Below are 17,652 nucleotides of genomic sequence, written 5' to 3'. Positions count from 1 at the left end.
CATGGTCGCGCGCCTCGCAATCCTGCTCTACGCCATCGTGAGCTATGGCATCTTCACCGCTTCATTCCTCTATGCGCTCGGTTTCGTCGGCAATTATGTCGTGCCCAAGTCAATCGACACGTCGATCGACGTCGGTGCCGCCGCAAATCCGGGCGAGGCCATCGTGGTCAACCTGCTGCTGATGAGCCTGTTCGCAGTCCAGCACAGCGTCATGGCGCGCGCATCCTTCAAACGATGGTTGACCCAATTCGTCCCAGCCGCCTGCGAGCGCAGCACCTATGTGCTGCTCTCCAGCCTGATCCTCCTGCTGCTGTTCTGGCAGTGGCGTCCGATCCCGGCTCCGGTCTGGCAGGTCCACGGCATTGCGGCCTGGCTGCTGATCGGCGTCCACTGGCTCGGCTGGCTGATCGCGTTTGCCTCGACCCACATGATTGATCATTTCGACCTGTTCGGCCTGCGCCAGGCTTTCGTCGCGCTCCGCGGCACCGAAATATCAGGTCAATCCTTCAAGACCCCGCTGCTCTACAAGATCGTGCGCCATCCGCTCATGCTGGGCTTCCTGCTCGCGTTCTGGGCCACGCCCGAGATGACCGCCGGCCACCTTCTGTTTGCGCTCGCGAACACGGCCTACATCCTGGTCGCGCTGCAGTTCGAGGAACGGGATCTGATCGCCGTGTTCGGCGCGACCTACCTGGAGTATCGCCGGCGCGTTCCCATGCTGGTGCCGCGTCTGTTCGGTCGCCGCCGCACCGAAGAGCGCCCGACGCCGCGTCATGCCGGAGCGCCGCAATGAACGTCGTGCCATGTCGCACGCTCGCGGCCGCCCGAGCGCCCGAACCGGAGGCCGCGGACGCCGCTGCGCTCGCCGACGCCCTCGATGGGCTCGACGTCGGCCTCTATCTCGTCGACGCGGACGGGCGCGTCATTCACGCCAATGCCGCCGGACGAGCCGTGCTCGATGCGTGCAACGTTCTGCTCGAAATCCGCGGGCTCCTGATGGCTTGCGATCCCATGATCACTCATAGGCTGCGGCAGGCCTTCGCGGCGAGCGGCCGCGGCGATGCGGCCGCGGGCGCCCGCGAAAGCGCCATCCCGATGGTCGGCTTGGACGGGCAGCGCCGCGTCGCCCATGTCCTGCCGCTGACCTCAGGCCCGCGCCGGCGTGCGGGGGCTGCCTACCGCGCCGTCGCCGCCGTATTCGTCCGCAACGTGGCGCTGACGATACCACCTCGCTCGGATGCGCTGCGCGACGCGTTCAGATTGACGCCGACCGAGCTGCGCGTGCTGCTCGCCATCGTCGAACTCGGCGGCATTCCGGAAGTGGCCACAGCACTTGGCGTGGCTGCGACGACGATCAGGACGCATGTCCGTCGCCTGTTTGAAAAGACCGGCACCGCGCGACAGGCCGATTTCGTCAAGCTCGTCGCGGGATATGCGACGCCGTTGAGAGACATGGGAGAATCACCATGAAAGCGGTTCTCTGCAATTCGTTCACCGGGCCGAAAGACCTGCGCGTCGCCGAGATCGACGAGCCGAGGCCGGCCGGCGACGAGATCCTCATCGACGTCCATGCGGCGTCCGTGAGCTTCATGGACCAGTTGCTGGTCTCGGGCCTGTACCAGATGCGGCCGCCGACGCCGTTCGTGCCCGGGACGGAAGCGTCCGGCGTCGTCGTCGCAATCGGCGACAAGGTCACGGCCTTCCGGCCCGGCGATCGCGTGGCCTGCAGCAGCTGGACCGGCGGCTACGCCGAACGGATGACAGCCAAGGCATCGAAGAGCGTGCTTCTGCCGGATGGCGTCGCGTTCGAAGCCGCGGCGACGGTGCTGCACAATTACGGCACGGCCTATTATGCGCTGGTCGAGCGGGCCCGGGCCCAACGCGGCGAAACATTGCTCGTCACCGGCGCGGCCGGCGGGGTGGGCCTTGCCGCCGTCGACCTCGGCCGCCATCTGGGCCTGCGCGTCATCGCCGGTGTCGGCTCCGACGACAAGGCGGCCCTGGTCCGCCGCTACGGCGCCAGCGACATCGTCAACTACCGCAGCGAGGATCTGCGCGACCGGATCAAGTCGATCACATCGGGAGACGGCATCGATATCGGCTTCGACAATATCGGCGGCGCCATTTTCGAGCAGATCGCCCGGCTGATGAAATGGAATGGACGCCTGATGCCGATCGGCTTCACGAGCAACGAGATTCCATCGCTTCCGATGAACCTGCCGCTCCTGAAGAACTATTCCATCATCGGTGTCTTCGTCGGCGCCTGGGCGGAAAGATTCTCCGCGGAGGCGGCGCGCATGAACGATACGCTGATGCAATTACTGGCTGAAGGAAAAATCCGCCCGCATATCGATCGCATCCTCCGTTTGGAGGAGGCCACCGAAGCCATGCAAGCCGTCGCCAATCGCACGGTTCAGGGAAGAATTGTCCTCAAGATCAGGTAAAGTGCGTGAGGCGACGACAGAAGAGGCAGTCAACCGTTGACCGAGATCATCATCGACAAGCGCTACTGCGGTCCCCCGAACTCCGGCAATGGCGGTTATGTCTGCGGCCGGCTCGCCCGGCATATTCCCGGGGCTGCGGAGGTGACGCTGCGCGCCCCGCCGCCTCTGGGCACATCGCTCGATGCGATCGCGACCGGCAACGGCGCGTGGGAGCTTCGCGACGGCACCAAGGTCGTCGCGACCGGACGAACGGCAACCGTCGAGCTGGCGCGCCTGGAGACAGCCAGCCTCAAAGAGGCCTGCGCCGCCGAGCTATTGACGCCGGTGAAGCCGCACGAGCATCCGTTGCCGACATGTTTTGTGTGCGGCCCCGCGCGGGCAAAAGGTGACGGCCTGCGCATCTTCGCCGGGCCGCTGGGACGTCATGCTCGCAACGCCGTCCTCGCGGCAAGCTGGACACCCGATCCGAACCTGGCGGCTGAGGACGGTTTGGTCGCCCCCGAATTCCTCTGGTCGGCGCTGGATTGCCCCACCGGCTATGCCTGCAACTACAATCAGGAGAGCGATGGTTTCGACCAGGCCCCGCTCCTGCTGGGACGGATGTCGGTGCGGATCGAGGCACGGCCACGCCCCGGCGACCGCTGCATCATCACCGCCTGGCCAACCGGCCGCGACGGCCGCAAGCGCAACGCCGAGGCTGCGGCGCATGATGAGGCCGGGACGTTGCTGGCCGTGGCGAGGGCAACATGGATTGCGGTGGAGCGCGAGGTGCAGTTAGGTCGCGGGTGATTAACTGGATCTCGTCGGGTGGGCAAAGGCGCTAAGCGCCGTGCCCACCATTTTTACCTCAGTGGATCGATCGAAGAATGGTGGGCACGCTTCGCTTTGCCCACCCTACGAAGCCTACGCCTGATCGAGGTCAACGGCTCGCTCGCAGCGAGTTGATCTCGAAGTCGGCGGCCTGTTTCTCAACAAAGGTCTTCGGACACTCGGCGGCAGCGAGGTCAAACAGCCGCGAGGCCTCCTCCCTGGAGCTGCGTTGCAGGGCTAGCTCTGCGGCATAGAAATGCGCCTCGCAGACCTGCCCCTTTCTTTTGTTCGGATCCGGATCGTTGGCAGCGTCAAGCACTTGCTCCGGCGTCTTTGTGCCCAGAAAGAGGTTGATGATCGGCGCAGGCCATTTCGTCATGTCGAGACGCGTCACGGCCTCGGCTAGCCGACTTGGCTCGTTACTGCGCTTTGCAATGATTTCACGCCACAAGGCCGAATAGGCATATTTTGGGTCGAGCCGGACCGCCTCGTCCAGGTCGGCCAACGATTTGGCAAGTGAGCCGGCCTGCCAATGAGCACTCGCGCGGGCACGGTAAGCACGGAAGTCCCGGGGATCGAGTTGCACGAGTTGATCGTATTCCGCAATCGCGCGGCCGAAGTCTCCCTTGGTTTTGTAAACGTTGGCGCGGAGCCCGAGTGCATCCTTGTCCTTGGGATTAAAGCGGATCGCCTCATCATAATCTGCGATGGCGCGATCGAGGTCCCCTTTTGCGTAAAAGGCTTCTCCCCGAGCACGCAGCGGAGAGCCGTCCCCTGAAGCGAGTACAATTGATTCACTAGCGACGGAGGCGGAAATGGGGTCACCGTCCTGACCTTGAATCTGAGTCTGCCGATCGCCGGGGTTTCCTTGCTCCTGATGTGCCAGCTGGATCACCTGGTTGTAATCGGCAATGGCGCGATCATAGTCGCCTTTTCGAGCATAGGCGACGGCCGCGGCAGCCGTAGGCAGATCGGCTTCGTGGGCTCAGCTCGATGATCCGGTCATAGTCGGCGATAGCGCGGTCGAGTTCGCCCAGCTGCGAAAAGGATTCGGCTCGGAAGTAGTAGAAATTCTCGTTCTTTGGCTTGATCTGGATTGTTTGATCGAGTTCGGCCAATGCGCGCTCTCTGTCACCCTTGGCGAAGTAAACCCGGCCACGGCACAATTGGCCGCCGCCGGTTTGGGGGCTGATCTCGACCGCTCGATCACAGTCGAGCATGGCCCGATCCGGATCCCCCTTGCGGACGTAAGCGAGACCTCGTTCGACATGCGCTATCACATTGTCCGGATGGATCAGGAGAGCCTGATCATAGTCGGCGATGGCGCGGACGAAGTCGCGTCTCGACGAATAGACGTGAGCACGTCCGAGATATGCGTAGGTATTCTTCGGATCGAGCTCGATCACTTTGGCGTAGTCTGGCAGCGCGGCCTCGGGCTCTCGCTTTTGGAGATGCGCAGAAGCCCTCGCAATACGGGCGTTCAGATTGTCTGGAAAGCGTTCGATGATCTGGTCGTAGTCGGCGATCGCACGGTCGATCTCGCCTTTCTGGCGGTAGAACATGGCGCGCCGGAAGTGCGCCATGACTAAACCCCGCGGCATGGCTGCCGCTGACTCAATAAGAGCCGTGCATCCCGCGATCCGGTCATCGACACTGAGATTTCCGACCGCATTGCACTTTGTCGACAAGGGCGATTCCGCGCGGGCGGCCGATACTTCGATCAAGGTCGCCAGCGCCAAAGCGCCCACGCCTGCTGCCGCAGCAACGAGTGCGCGGCCCACCATTCCAACCATGCAGTCCCCAACTCAATTCACGGGAACTATCATAGCAACCGACCGGGCTTCTGCACAGCCCTTGGTTGCGGCAACTGTCGGCGGGCGAGTTCGTCACGTCGATTCCGCGATCATCGCCTGCAACCGCGCCAGCTCCGCCTCCAGATCTCGCTCCACATCCGCGGCCCACATCTCGATCACCCGATAATTCCGCGCCTCCAGCCACGTCCGCCGGCCCGCGCGATCCGCCGCGATCGTCTCGTTCTCGCCCGGGTTGACCAGCTCGATCGCGATCCGGTGCGGGAACGAGACGAAGTCCGGGATGTGCCGCCCCACCGGGGTCTGGCGCTTGAACTGACCTGCGAAACGGCGATCGCGTGTGAGCGCCTGCCAGAGCAGGCGCTCGGCATCGGTCGGGTTGCGGCGGAGCAGGCGGGCGAGGCCGCGCACGGTCGAGCCGCTGTCGGACACCCCGCCGCCCTGCCCGTGCTCGGCAAGCAGCGCGCGTAGCCGCGTCGCCTGCTCGCCATCGAGCACGCCGCCCTTGGCCGGGCCCTTGCGTCCTTCCGCGATCGCCATCACCACGCCGTGCAGGGTGTGCATGTCCTGCTTGGTCGGGTCCATGCGGGTGAAGATGTTGCGCAGATTCACCAGCATGGTGTCGCGCTTCTCGGCCGGCCGCAGGAATTCGACCTTGTCGAGCTCCCGGATCAGGTTCTCGAAGAAGGCCTGGATCTGGTGCTGCGAGGCGCGCTCGGAGCGCTCCGGCATGGCGTGCGGCAGTTCGCCTGACGTTGCCCGCTTGAACCATTCATAGCCGACCAGCAGCACGGCCTGGGCGAGGTTCAGCGAGGCAAAGCCCGGATTGACCGGAAAGGTGATGATGCGGTTGGAGAGCCCGACCTCCTCGTTGGTCAGGCCCCAGCGCTCGCGGCCGAACAGGATACCAGCCTTGCCCCCCGCCGCGACGTGGCCGGAGATTTCGGCGGCGGCGGCCTCCGGCCCGACCACCGGCTTGGCCTGGTCATGGGGGCGCGCGCTGGTCGCGAACAGCAGGTCGAGATCGGCGACCGCCTCTTCGACCGTGCCAAACAATTCGACCTTTTCCAGAATGTGGTCGGCGCCGGCAGCGGCCCGCTGGGCGGCGATGTTGGGCCAGCCGTCGCGCGGGTTGACGATGCGCAAGGCGCCGAGCGCAAAATTGCCCATGGCACGCGCGGCCATGCCGATGTTTTCCCCGAGCTGCGGCTCGACCAGGATCACGATGGGACCGTCGAGGGAAAGGCCCGCCTTGCTCTTGTCAGTCCCCGACATCTCGTTTCGCTTTCACTGGGTTCTCAAGGCCTTGGCAGGGCGCTCTTGAGGAATTGATTCAAAGCCGGCCTTGGCTCCATCTTGGACCGGCCGCCCGTTCGCCTGTCGTTTGCCTGTCCTGACGAAATTCTCAAGGGAAATAACGGGTTGAATTCGACTTTTGAATCTCGCCTGAAAGCTCAGCCCTGCCCCCGCGGCCGGGCCGTTGCCGCCCCCCATCTGGGGAAGCTGGATCGGCTAAAAGTGCATAATCACTTGGCTTTCGCCCGCCGCGCGGCGGTGCTAAGAGGCGGCGGATATTCACGTGGCGCGCCGCAAGCGCCGTTCCCAAGAGGGCTTCTCCGATCATGGCAAAAATCAAGGTATCCAATCCCGTCGTCGAACTCGATGGCGACGAGATGACCCGGATCATCTGGCAGTACATCAAGGACAAGTTGATCAACCCGTTCCTTGATGTCGAGCTGCTCTATTTCGACCTGGGGATGGAGTACCGCGACCAGACCAACGATCAGGTCACCATCGACGCCGCCGAAGCCATCAAGAAGGTCGGCGTCGGCGTCAAGTGCGCCACCATCACCCCGGACGAGGCCCGGGTGAAGGAGTTCAACCTCAAGCAGATGTGGAAGTCGCCGAACGGCACCATCCGCAACATCCTCGGCGGCGTGATCTTCCGCGAGCCGATCATCTGCAAGAACGTGCCGCGCCTGGTTCCCGGCTGGACCAAGCCGATCATCATCGGCCGCCACGCCTATGGCGACCAGTACCGCGCCACCGACTTCAAATTCCCGGGCAAGGGCACCCTGTCGATGAAGTTCGTCGGCGAGGACGGCACCGTGATCGAGAGGGAAGTGTTCAAGGCCCCGGGCGCCGGCGTCGCCATGGGGATGTACAATCTCGACGATTCCATCATCGACTTCGCCCGCGCCTCGCTGAACTACGGCCTGCTGCGCAACTACCCGGTCTATCTGTCGACCAAGAACACCATCCTCAAGGTCTATGACGGCCGCTTCAAGGACATCTTCCAGGACATCTACGACCGCGAGTTCAAGAAGGACTTCGAGGCCAAGGGCCTGACCTACGAGCACCGCCTGATCGACGACATGGTGGCCTCGGCGCTGAAGTGGTCGGGCGGCTATGTCTGGGCCTGCAAGAACTACGACGGCGACGTGCAGTCCGACACGGTCGCGCAGGGCTATGGCTCGCTCGGCCTGATGACCTCGGTGCTGCTCACCCCCGACGGCAAGACGGTGGAAGCGGAAGCTGCCCACGGCACGGTGACCCGCCACTACCGCGAGCACCAGAAGGGCAAGGAGACCTCGACCAACTCGATCGCGTCGATCTTCGCCTGGACCCGTGGCCTCGCCCACCGCGCCAAGCTCGACAACAATGCCGAGCTCGCCAAGTTCGCCAACACGCTGGAGAAGGTCTGCGTCGACACCGTCGAGGAAGGCTACATGACCAAGGACCTCGCGCTCCTGGTCGGCGCCGACCAGCGCTGGCTCTCGACCACCGGCTTCCTCGACAAGGTCGCGGAAAACCTGGCAAAGGCGCTGGCGGCCTGACGGCCATCCGCAATTTCGCCCGACTGGGCCGGACATCATCACGGGCCGCGCGACAAGCGCGGCCCGTTTTCTTTTTCGAGAGCTTTCGCGGAGACCACCATGTTGATCAAGCTTGCTGCCCCCACCCTACTGCTCGCGGCTCTGATCGGACCGGCCGCCGCCGCGGACCCACTCCCTGACGCCATCGCAGCGCCGGGCGAGTCCGTCGTGCTCAGCGTCCATGCCGAAGGCGCGCAGGTCTATGAGTGCAAGGCCGGCACCGACGGCAAGCTCGCCTGGGCCTTCCGTGAACCGATCGCAACGCTGCTGTCCGAAGGCAAGACCATCGGCCGACATTATGCGGGCCCGAACTGGGAGCTGGCCGACAGCAGCGCCGTGGTCGGCAAGGCCGTCGGCAATGCGCCGGGCGCCACCGCGGCCGACATCCCCTGGCTGAAGCTGGACGTCACCGCCCATCGCGGCAGCGGCGTCCTCACCCCCGTCACCACGGTCCAGCGCATCAACACCCACGGCGGCAAGCTCGACGGCGCCTGCGAGAAAGCCGGCGAGTTCAGAAGCGCGCCCTACTCCGCCGACTACGTCTTCCTGAAGAAGGGCTGAGGCCGATGCTTTTCATGGTGATCGAACGCTTCAGGGACCGTGACCCGATTCCGGTCTATCGCCGCGTGCGCGACGAGGGCGTCAAATTCCCCGACGGTCTCAAATATCTCAGCAGCTGGATCGAGCCGAATTTCGACCGCTGCTTCCAGCTGATGGAATGCGACGACGCCCGCCTGCTGCAGGAATGGGTTCTGAACTGCCAGGGCAACGGCATGACCTTCGAGATCGTGCCTGTGGTGCCCAGCAAGGAGACGCGCGAGGTGGTCGCGCCGTTCCTCGACAAGGACTGACGGCTACTTGCCGCGGCGCCCGTCGTCGCGTTCGGCCTGCGCCAGCTCCGCGGCTGCAAGATCGCCGGTCTCCTCCAGCCGCGCCCGCGCGGTCTCGTGGACGTGGGCGGCGAGCGTCGGCATCCGCTCGATCAGGGCGTGAAAATCCTGGGCATCGAGCAGAAGCAGGCGCGTCTTGCGCGTCGCCGTCACCGTGCCGCTGCGCTTGGTCTTGTGCAGCAGCGCGATCTCGCCGAAGAAGGTGCCGTCGGCGAGCCGCACCTGCTGGCTCGGCAGCGCGATCTCGACCTCGCCGGCGGTGATGAAATACATCGACGAGGCGGCGTCGCCCCGGCGCACCAGGATCTCGCCCTGCTCGACGGTGCGCGCGCGCAAGAGCCGCATGATGTCGGCGATCTCCGCGGCCGACAGATGCGAGAACAGCGGCACCCGCGCCAGCATGCCCCAGGTCACGACGAAATCGCGCCGCTTCACCTCTTCGGCAAAGGCGGTCGAGATGATCGCGACCGGCAGCGCGATCATGGCAAAGCCGCTGACGATGGTGAAGACGGAGACGAATTTTCCGAGCGCCGTCACCGGCACGACGTCGCCATAGCCGACGGTGCCGAGCGTCACGATCGCCCACCACATCGCCTGCGGGATGGTGCCGAGCTTGTCCGGCTGCACGTCGCGCTCGATCGCATAGAGCAGCGAGGCGAAGGTCAGCACCGCGCCGATCAGGATGACGATGCAGCCGATCAGCGCGCGCCGCTCGGCGTGCACGGCGGCCAGCAGCGAGCGCATCGCCGGCGAGTATCGTATCAGCTTGAAGAACGGCAGCACGCCAAGGGCCGCCAGCGTCGCATGCTGGCCCGTCGCGAGCACGATTCCCGCGGGCAGAAAGGCCAGGAGGTCGATGATGCCGAGCGCGGAGAAGGCATAAGATAGCCGGTCGGCGAGCGCGGACGCCTTGCGTTGCGTGTGACCCGCCACCGTCCACAGCCGCGCGGCATATTCCAGCGCGAACACGATCACGGACAGAATCGTAATCGCCGAGAACAGCAGGCCGAACTGCGCGTCAAGCTCCGGCACGGAGGCAAGGATCATCGCGGTCACGTTGAGCACGACGACGCCGATGATGAGCTGAATGAAGCGCGATCCCGCCGAATAGGCCAGGGGATCGTGCTCCAGCAGTTCGTAGAGGCGATCCCTCAAGTCGGGATCGCGAAGCCCACGTCCTCGCGGAACGGGGCGCATGGCCGCTTAAGCGCCCGCCGCAATGGCTTTTTGGATCTCCGACAGGGCGTCGAGAGCCTTTGCTCCGTCAGGTCCACCACCTTGCGCCATCTCGGCCCGGCCGCCGCCGCCCTTTCCGCCGACGACCGGCACGCCGATCTTGACGAGGCTTGCGGCGTCGAAACGGGCCGACATATCCTTGGTCACGCCGACAACGAGGCTGGCCTTGCCGTCGGCCGTCGTATTCGCAACCGCGACGACACCCGACTTGATTTCAGCCTTGGCCTGGTCGACCAGCGACTTGAGTTCATCGCTCGGCAATCCCGTGACGTGAAGCCTGTAGAACTTGACGTCACCGATCTCCACGACGTTGGACTGTCCGCCGTCGCCGGCGGACGCGCCGCCGCCCATCGCGAGCTTCTTGCGGGCGTCGGAGAGTTCGCGCTCGAGCTTCTTGCGCTCGTCCATCAGCGCGGTGATGCGCGCCGGGACGTCGTCGATCGAGGTGCGCAGCTCGTTGGCTGCCGTCTTCGCCAGCGCCATGGTGTCGTTGGCGTGCCTGCGTGCGTAATTGCCGGTCAGCGCCTCGATGCGTCGCACGCCGGAGGCCACCGCGCTCTCGCCGGTCAGCGTGATCAGGCCGATGTCGCCGGTGCGCCGCACATGGGTGCCGCCGCACAGTTCGACCGACCAGCCGAGCGCGTTGGCGCCGCGCTCACGCGCGGTCCGGCCCATCGAGACGACCCGGACCTCGTCGCCGTATTTCTCGCCGAACAGGGCGCGCGCGCCCTGTTCACGCGCTTCATCGACGCCCATGACGCGGGTCGTGACCTCGTCGTTCTCCAGCACCACGTCGTTGGCGATGTCCTCGACGCGGGCGAGCTCTTCCGCGGTGATGGGCTTCGGATGCACGAAGTCGAAGCGGAGACGGTCGGGTGCGACCATCGAGCCGCGCTGGGCGATGTGATCGCCGAGCACCTGGCGCAGCGCCTCGTGAATGAGATGCGTCGCCGAGTGATGCGCGCGGATCGACGAGCGCCTGCCGTGATCGACCTCGAGCTGCAGCGCGGTGCCGAGCTTCAGCTCGCCGCTCTCCACGACGCCGACATGGACGAAGAGATCGCCGAGCTTCTTCTGCGTGTCGGTGACGCGGAACTTGATGCCGCCCTCGCCCGTCAGCACGCCGGTGTCGCCGACCTGGCCGCCGGACTCCGCGTAAAACGGCGTCTGGTTCAGCAGCAGCGCGCCGGTGTCGCCGGCCTTGAGGCTGGCAACTTCCTGGCCGTCCTTCACCAGCGCGGAGACCACGCCTTCGGCGCTTTCGGTCTCGTAGCCCAGGAATTCGGTGGCCCCGAGCTTCTCGCGCAGCGGGAACCAGATCGCCTCGGAAGCTGCCTCGCCCGAGCCCTTCCAGGACTCGCGCGCCTTGGCCTTCTGGCGCTCCATCGCGTCGGTGAACGAGGCCTGATCCACGCCGATGCCGCGCGATTTCAGCGCGTCCTGCGTGAGATCCAGCGGGAAGCCGTAGGTGTCGTACAGCGTGAAGGCGACGTCGCCGTCGAACATGTCGCCCTTCTTCAAGGACGCGCTCTTCTCGTCGAGGATGGCAAGGCCGCGGGTCAGCGTCTTGCGGAAGCGGGTCTCCTCCAGCCGCAGCGTTTCCTCGATCAAATTCTCCGCGCGCAAGAGCTCGGGATAGGCCTGGCCCATCTCGCGCACCAGCGCCCAGACCAGCCGATGCATCAGCGGCTCTTTCGCGCCCAGCAGCTGCGCATGGCGCATCGCGCGGCGCATGATCCGGCGCAGCACATAGCCACGGCCCTCGTTCGAGGGCAGCACGCCGTCGGAGACCAGGAAGGCCGAGGAGCGCAAATGGTCGGCGATGACGCGGAACGAGGCCACGGTCTGCTCGTTCGGCCCGCTGCCGAGCGCGGACGACGTCGCGTCGATCAAATGACGGAACAGATCGGTCTCGAACACGCTGTCGACGCCCTGCATGATGCTGGCCATGCGCTCGAGGCCCATGCCGGTGTCGATCGAGGGACGCGGCAGCGCCACGCGCTCCTCCTTCGTCACCTGCTCGTATTGCATGAACACGAGATTCCAGAACTCGAGGAAGCGGTCGCCGTCCTCTTCCGGCGAGCCCGGCGGTCCGCCCCAGATGTGATCGCCGCGGTCGATGAAGATCTCCGAGCACGGGCCGCACGGACCGGTGTCGCCCATCGCCCAGAAATTGTCCGAGGTCGGGATGCGGATGATGCGGTCGTCGGAGAACCCCGCGATTTTCTTCCAGAGATCAGCCGCCTCGTCGTCGGTGTGGTAGACGGTGACCAGCAGCTTGTCCTTCTTCAGCCCGTATTCCCTGGTGATCAGCTTCCAGGCCAGCTCGATCGCACGTTCCTTGAAATAGTCACCGAACGAGAAGTTGCCGAGCATCTCGAAGAAGGTGAGATGGCGCGCGGTGTAGCCGACATTGTCGAGGTCGTTGTGCTTGCCGCCGGCACGCACGCATTTCTGCGAGGTGGTGGCGCGCTGATAGGGCCGCTTCTCGACGCCGGTGAAGACGTTCTTGAACTGCACCATGCCGGCATTGGTGAACATCAATGTCGGATCGTTGCGCGGCACCAATGGCGAGGACGACACGATCTCGTGGCCGTTCTCGGCAAAGAAGTTCAGAAAGGTCGACCTGATCTCGTTGACGCCGCTCATGTTCATCCAATCGGGTGTGCTTGGACCCGCTGACTTGCCATCCAAACCGCGAGTTTGGACTGATATCTGCGGGCCAGAGCGCTTTTAGACAAGGCCAGCTTCGCTGTCCAGAAACTGTGCAGACAGATCAGTGGGTTGCCGCATCAGCGCAATCCCGTTGAAAGGCGCAAAGCCTGCGTTGACAGGCTTGGCCGCCCTGTGGTCTGTACCCATCTGTATCGTACGGCCACGTCGGGAGAGACCGGCTTTGGTGCCGGCGCCGAAGGAGCAACCGCCCCGGAAACTCTCAGGCAAAAGGACCGCGTGGCTTTGACGACATCTGGAAAGAGGCACTGGCGGGCTTAAGACCCGAACAGCGTCCGCCGACGGGATAATACTCTCAGGCACAGCGACAGATGGGGCTTCGACTGGTGTCCACCGGGGAATCGTCCCCGGGGAACCGCCGAGGGCCCCGTGATGCTTGCGCGCGACGACCAAGACTCCCTGAAAAGAACGCCCCTTCACGGGCTGCATCTATCCCTCGGCGGCAAGATGGTGCCGTTCGCGGGCTATGACATGCCGGTGCAATACCCCGCGGGCGTGCTCAAAGAGCATCTGCATACCCGCTCTTCCGCCGGCCTGTTCGACGTCTCCCACATGGGCCAGCTCGCGCTCCGCCCGAAATCGGGCAAGGTCGAGGACGCCGCCCGCGCGCTGGAGCGGCTGGTGCCGCAGGATATCGTCGCGATTGCACCGGGACGGCAGCGCTACGCCCAGTTCACCAATTACGACGGCGGCATCCTCGACGATCTCATGGTCGCCAATTTCGGTGATCACCTGTTCCTGGTCGTCAACGCCGCCTGCAAGGACGCGGACGAAGCGCATCTGCGCGCGAATCTCTCCGGCGACTACATCATCGATTCGCTGGCCGACCGCGCGCTGGTCGCGTTGCAGGGCCCGAAGGCGGAATCGGTGCTGGCGAAATTATGTGCAGAGGCGCCGTCCATGAAGTTCATGGACGCCGGCCCGCACAAGGTCGCCGGCCTCGACTGTTTCGTCTCGCGCTCCGGCTACACCGGCGAGGACGGATTCGAGATTTCGGTCCCCGCTGCCGATGCCGAGCGCCTGGCCAAAATGCTGCTCGACGATCCCGACGTCATGCCGATCGGCTTAGGTGCCCGCGACAGCCTGCGGCTGGAAGCCGGGCTCTGCCTCTACGGTCACGACATCGACACTGAGTCCACCCCGGTCGAAGCCGCGCTTGAATGGTCGGTGCAGAAGAGCCGACGCAGCGGCGGCGCGCGCGCCGGCGGCTTTCCCGGCGCGGAAAAGATCCTCGCCCATTTTGACAACGGCGCATCCCGTCGCCGTGTCGGCCTGCTGGCCCAGGGCCGCGCGCCGGTGCGCGAAGGCGCGCTGCTGTTCGCGACCAGCGCAGGCGGCGAGCCGATTGGAAAAGTGACATCGGGCGGCTTCGGCCCGAGCCTGAATGCGCCGGTCGCGATGGGCTACGTGCCCACCGCATCGAGCGCGCTCGGCACGCAAATCTTCGCCGAAGTGCGCGGCCAGCGCCTGGCCCTCGCCGTCGCCGCCATGCCCTTCGTGAAAAACACCTACAAACGCTGAGGACCCGAGAATGACCACGACGCTGTACACCTCCGACCATGAATGGCTCGCCATCGACGGCGATGTCGCCACCGTCGGCATCACCGACTACGCGCAGTCGCAGCTCGGCGACGTCGTGTTCGTCGAACTGCCCAAGGTCGGCCGCGCGCTGAAGAAGGCGGAAGCTGCCGCCGTTGTGGAATCGGTCAAGGCGGCCTCCGACGTCTACGCGCCTGTGACCGGCGAGGTGCTCGAAACCAACGATGCGCTCGCCGCCGAGCCGGCGCTGGTGAACTCGGACGCGCAGGGCAAGGCGTGGTTCTTCAAGATCAAAATTGCCGACAAGAACGAGCTCGGCGGCCTCATGGATGAAGCCGCCTACAAGGTACATACGGCTTAAGGACGATGGAGCAAGCGATGACCGCGCACCGTAAATCCAGCGGCGAGACCGCCGCCACTTTCGTTCGCCGCCACATCGGCCCCTCAGTGCGCGATGTCACCGCAATGCTCGAAACTGTCGGCGCCAAGAGCGTTGACGCGCTGATGTCGGAAACGCTGCCGGCTTCGATCCGGCAGGCCGCCCCCCTCGATCTCGGCAAGCCGCTCAGCGAGACCGAGGCGATCGCGCATATGGGCGAACTCGCGCGAGAGAACCAGGTCTTCACCTCGCTGATCGGCCAAGGCTATTCCGGCACGATCCTGCCCACGGTGATCCAGCGCAACATCCTGGAGAACCCGGCCTGGTACACGGCCTACACGCCCTACCAGCCCGAGATCAGCCAGGGCCGGCTGGAAGCGTTGCTCAACTTCCAGACCATGATCTGCGACCTCACCGGGCTCGACGTCGCCAACGCTTCGCTGCTGGACGAGGCGACCGCCGCCGCCGAAGCGATGGCGCTCGCCGAGCGGCACTCGCAGGTGAAAGCAAACGCCTTCTTCGTCGACAAGGACGTGCATCCGCAGACGCTGGCCGTGATGCGCACCCGCGCCGAGCCGCTGGGCTGGAGCCTGATCGTCGGCGATCCCCTCGCCGATCTCGACAAGGCCGACGTGCTCGGCGCACTGCTGCAATATCCTGGAAGCTCGGGCGCGTTGCGCGACCTCAGGCCCGCGATCGCCGCGCTGAAGGCCAAGGGCGCACTCGCGATCGTCGCGGCCGACCTGCTGGCGCTGACGCTGCTCGCCTCGCCCGGCGAGCTCGGGGCCGACATCGCCATCGGTTCGGCGCAGCGCTTCGGCGTGCCGATGGGCTACGGCGGACCGCACGCGGCCTATATGGCCGTGCGCGATGCGCTGAAGCGCTCGCTGCCCGGCCGCATCGTCGGCCTCTCCGTGGACTCCCGCGGCGCGCCCGCCTATCGCCTTGCGCTGCAGACCCGCGAGCAGCACATCCGCCGCGAGAAAGCGACCTCCAACATCTGCACCGCGCAGGTGCTGCTCGCCGTGATCGCCTCGATGTATGCAGTCTATCACGGACCCGAGGGCCTGACGCAGATTGCGCGCAACGTGCATCGCCGCACCGCCGTGCTCGCCGCCGGCCTGCGCAAGCTCGGCTTTGCGCCTGACAGCGAAACCTTCTTCGACACGATCAGCGTGGACGCCGGCGCTGGGCGAGCCGAGATCGTCGCGCGCGCCGCCGCCGAAAAGATCAATCTCGGCGTCGGTGAAACGAGCTTGCGCATCGCGCTCGACGAGACCACCACGCCCGCGACGGTCGAGGCGGTCTGGCGCGCCTTCGGCGGCACGCTTTACTATGCCGAGATCGACGCCACCACGCGCGAGGTGCTGCCGGAGGCGCTGAAGCGCGGCACCGGTTTCCTCACCCATCCCGTGTTCCACGCGCATCGCTCGGAGACCGAGATGCTGCGCTACATGCGCAAGCTCAGCGACCGCGACCTCGCGCTCGACCGCGCGATGATCCCGCTCGGATCGTGCACGATGAAGCTGAACGCGACCACCGAGATGATGCCGCTGACCTGGCCGGAGTTTGCGACGTTGCACCCGTTCGTCCCGCGCGATCAGGCCAAGGGCTATCACGCGCTGTTCGCGCGGCTGGAAAAATGGCTGTGCGACATCACCGGTTATGACGCGATCTCGCTGCAGCCGAACTCGGGCGCGCAGGGCGAATATGCCGGGCTGCTCGCGATCCGCGGCTATCATGCCGCGCGTGGGCACAGCCATCGCAAGATCTGCCTGATCCCCTCCTCCGCCCACGGCACCAACCCGGCCTCGGCCGCGATGGCCGGCATGGACGTGGTGGTGGTCGCCTGCGAAAAGAACGGCGACGTCGACGTCAACGATCTCCGCGCCAAGGCCGAGACGCATACGAAGGATCTCGCCGCGGTCATGATCACCTATCCCTCGACCCATGGCGTGTTCGAGGAGCATATCCGCGAGATCTGCGACATCGTCCACAGCCATGGCGGCCAGGTGTATCTCGACGGCGCCAACCTCAATGCGCAGGTCGGCCTTAGCAGGCCCGGCGATTACGGCGCCGATGTCAGCCATCTCAATCTGCACAAGACCTTCTGCATCCCGCATGGCGGCGGCGGCCCCGGCATGGGTCCGATCGGCGTCAAGGCGCATCTTGCGCCCTTCCTCCCTGGCCACCCGTCAACGCAGGCGGACGCGCCGGTCGGCCCGGTCTCGGCCGCGCCGTTCGGCTCGGCGTCGATCCTGACCATCTCCTACATCTACATCCTGATGATGGGCGGCGACGGCCTGAAGCGCGCCACCGAAATCGCGATTCTCAACGCCAACTACATCGCAGCGCGCCTCGATCCGCACTTCCCGGTGCTCTACAAGAACGAGAAGGGCCGCGTCGCGCATGAATGCATTGTCGATCCGCGCGCGCTGAAGACGACCAGCGGCGTCACCGTGGACGACATCGCAAAACGTCTGATCGACTACGGCTTCCATGCACCGACGATGAGCTTCCCGGTGCCGGGCACGCTGATGATCGAGCCGACCGAGTCGGAATCGAAGGCGGAGCTCGATCGTTTTTGCGACGCAATGATCGCGATCCGCAAGGAGATCGCCGAGGTCGAGGCCGGCCGCTTCAAGATCGAGGCGTCACCGCTGCGTCACGCCCCGCACACCGTGCACGACATCGTCGATGACGATTGGAAGCGCGCCTACACCCGCGCCGAGGGCTGCTTCCCCGCGGGCACCTCGCGCACCGACAAATACTGGTGCCCGGTCGGCCGCGTCGACAACGTCTACGGCGACCGCAATCTGGTGTGCTCCTGCCCGCCGGTGAGCGATTACGCGGAAGCTGCGGAGTAACGGGTCGTAGGGTGGGTTAGCTGGCGGCTGCGCAAAGCGCAGGCGACAGCGTAACCCACCGCGTCTG

General features: G+C 65.3%; 15 protein-coding genes and 1 riboswitch. Of the genes, 10 read left to right on the top strand and 5 right to left on the bottom strand.

What is annotated here, in order from left to right:
- Position 1: 1 nt before the first annotated feature.
- From mddA to WHZ77_RS11700, 4 genes are read left to right on the top strand one after another with little or no spacing between them, the layout of a single operon-like run.
- Positions 2 to 793: a methanethiol S-methyltransferase gene (gene mddA / locus WHZ77_RS11715; protein ID WP_375313807.1), complete on the top strand. Its 792-nt coding sequence runs from the start codon at positions 2 to 4 to the stop codon at positions 791 to 793.
- Positions 790 to 1,470 carry a helix-turn-helix transcriptional regulator gene (locus WHZ77_RS11710; protein ID WP_375313806.1) on the top strand — a complete coding sequence of 227 codons (681 nt, stop codon included), beginning with the start codon at positions 790 to 792 and terminating at the stop codon, positions 1,468 to 1,470. The genes mddA and WHZ77_RS11710 overlap by 4 nt, the downstream gene beginning before the upstream one ends.
- Positions 1,467 to 2,444 carry an NADPH:quinone oxidoreductase family protein gene (locus WHZ77_RS11705; protein WP_375313805.1) on the top strand — a complete coding sequence of 326 codons (978 nt, stop codon included), beginning with the start codon at positions 1,467 to 1,469 and terminating at the stop codon, positions 2,442 to 2,444. The genes WHZ77_RS11710 and WHZ77_RS11705 overlap by 4 nt, the downstream gene beginning before the upstream one ends.
- 36 nt (positions 2,445 to 2,480) lie before the next feature.
- Positions 2,481 to 3,233 (top strand): PaaI family thioesterase, encoded by a 753-nt coding sequence (locus WHZ77_RS11700; protein WP_375313804.1) that lies wholly within the window; start codon positions 2,481 to 2,483, stop codon positions 3,231 to 3,233.
- A gap of 130 nt (positions 3,234 to 3,363) precedes the next feature.
- On the opposite strand, the gene WHZ77_RS11695 is transcribed toward WHZ77_RS11700, so the two are convergent.
- The 3 genes from WHZ77_RS11695 to WHZ77_RS11685 form a co-directional block, all read right to left on the bottom strand.
- Positions 3,364 to 4,224, bottom strand: a complete 861-nt coding sequence (locus tag WHZ77_RS11695) for a tetratricopeptide repeat protein (protein WP_375314707.1) — start codon at positions 4,222 to 4,224, stop codon at positions 3,364 to 3,366.
- Positions 4,175 to 5,047, bottom strand: coding sequence for a tetratricopeptide repeat protein (locus WHZ77_RS11690; RefSeq protein ID WP_375313803.1), 873 nt, complete (start codon positions 5,045 to 5,047; stop codon positions 4,175 to 4,177). Before WHZ77_RS11690 ends, WHZ77_RS11695 begins: the two co-directional genes overlap by 50 nt.
- Before the next feature lie 93 nt (positions 5,048 to 5,140).
- On the bottom strand, positions 5,141 to 6,340 hold the full coding sequence (locus WHZ77_RS11685) for a TrmJ/YjtD family RNA methyltransferase (RefSeq protein WP_375313802.1): 1,200 nt from the start codon (positions 6,338 to 6,340) through the stop codon (positions 5,141 to 5,143).
- A 347-nt stretch (positions 6,341 to 6,687) separates the two neighbouring features.
- On the opposite strand from WHZ77_RS11685, the gene WHZ77_RS11680 reads away from it, so the two are divergent.
- From WHZ77_RS11680 to WHZ77_RS11670, 3 genes are all read left to right on the top strand, one after another.
- On the top strand, positions 6,688 to 7,902 hold the full coding sequence (locus WHZ77_RS11680; protein ID WP_375313801.1) for an NADP-dependent isocitrate dehydrogenase: 1,215 nt from the start codon (positions 6,688 to 6,690) through the stop codon (positions 7,900 to 7,902).
- Positions 7,903 to 8,001: 99 nt separating this feature from the next.
- Positions 8,002 to 8,502 carry a DUF3455 domain-containing protein gene (locus WHZ77_RS11675; RefSeq protein ID WP_375313800.1) on the top strand — a complete coding sequence of 167 codons (501 nt, stop codon included), beginning with the start codon at positions 8,002 to 8,004 and terminating at the stop codon, positions 8,500 to 8,502.
- Positions 8,503 to 8,507: 5 nt separating this feature from the next.
- Entirely contained in the window at positions 8,508 to 8,792 is a 285-nt protein-coding gene (locus WHZ77_RS11670) for a DUF3303 domain-containing protein (RefSeq protein ID WP_375313799.1), read from the top strand.
- Positions 8,793 to 8,795: 3 nt separating this feature from the next.
- On the opposite strand, the gene WHZ77_RS11665 is transcribed toward WHZ77_RS11670, so the two are convergent.
- Together WHZ77_RS11665 and alaS are read right to left on the bottom strand one after the other, a co-directional pair.
- Complete coding sequence (locus tag WHZ77_RS11665) at positions 8,796 to 10,028, bottom strand: cyclic nucleotide-gated ion channel (protein WP_375313798.1); 1,233 nt, start codon at positions 10,026 to 10,028, stop codon at positions 8,796 to 8,798.
- A gap of 6 nt (positions 10,029 to 10,034) precedes the next feature.
- Positions 10,035 to 12,716, bottom strand: coding sequence for an alanine--tRNA ligase (gene alaS, locus WHZ77_RS11660; protein WP_375313797.1), 2,682 nt, complete (start codon positions 12,714 to 12,716; stop codon positions 10,035 to 10,037).
- A gap of 222 nt (positions 12,717 to 12,938) precedes the next feature.
- Positions 12,939 to 13,027: riboswitch (glycine riboswitch) on the top strand.
- A 145-nt stretch (positions 13,028 to 13,172) separates the two neighbouring features.
- On the opposite strand from alaS, the gene gcvT reads away from it, so the two are divergent.
- From gcvT to gcvP, 3 genes are read left to right on the top strand one after another with little or no spacing between them, the layout of a single operon-like run.
- Positions 13,173 to 14,321 carry a glycine cleavage system aminomethyltransferase GcvT gene (gene gcvT, locus WHZ77_RS11655; protein WP_375314706.1) on the top strand — a complete coding sequence of 383 codons (1,149 nt, stop codon included), beginning with the start codon at positions 13,173 to 13,175 and terminating at the stop codon, positions 14,319 to 14,321.
- Between the two features lie 10 nt (positions 14,322 to 14,331).
- Positions 14,332 to 14,700 carry a glycine cleavage system protein GcvH gene (gene gcvH / locus WHZ77_RS11650; protein WP_375313796.1) on the top strand — a complete coding sequence of 123 codons (369 nt, stop codon included), beginning with the start codon at positions 14,332 to 14,334 and terminating at the stop codon, positions 14,698 to 14,700.
- 17 nt (positions 14,701 to 14,717) lie between these two features.
- Entirely contained in the window at positions 14,718 to 17,585 is a 2,868-nt protein-coding gene (gene gcvP / locus WHZ77_RS11645) for an aminomethyl-transferring glycine dehydrogenase (RefSeq protein WP_375313795.1), read from the top strand.
- Positions 17,586 to 17,652: the final 67 nt, after the last annotated feature.

The organism is Bradyrhizobium sp. A5 (assembly GCF_042076515.1).
GTDB classification, from domain to species: Bacteria; Pseudomonadota; Alphaproteobacteria; order Rhizobiales; family Xanthobacteraceae; genus Bradyrhizobium; species Bradyrhizobium cosmicum.
This window is presented reverse-complemented; position numbering and strand designations above follow the sequence as displayed.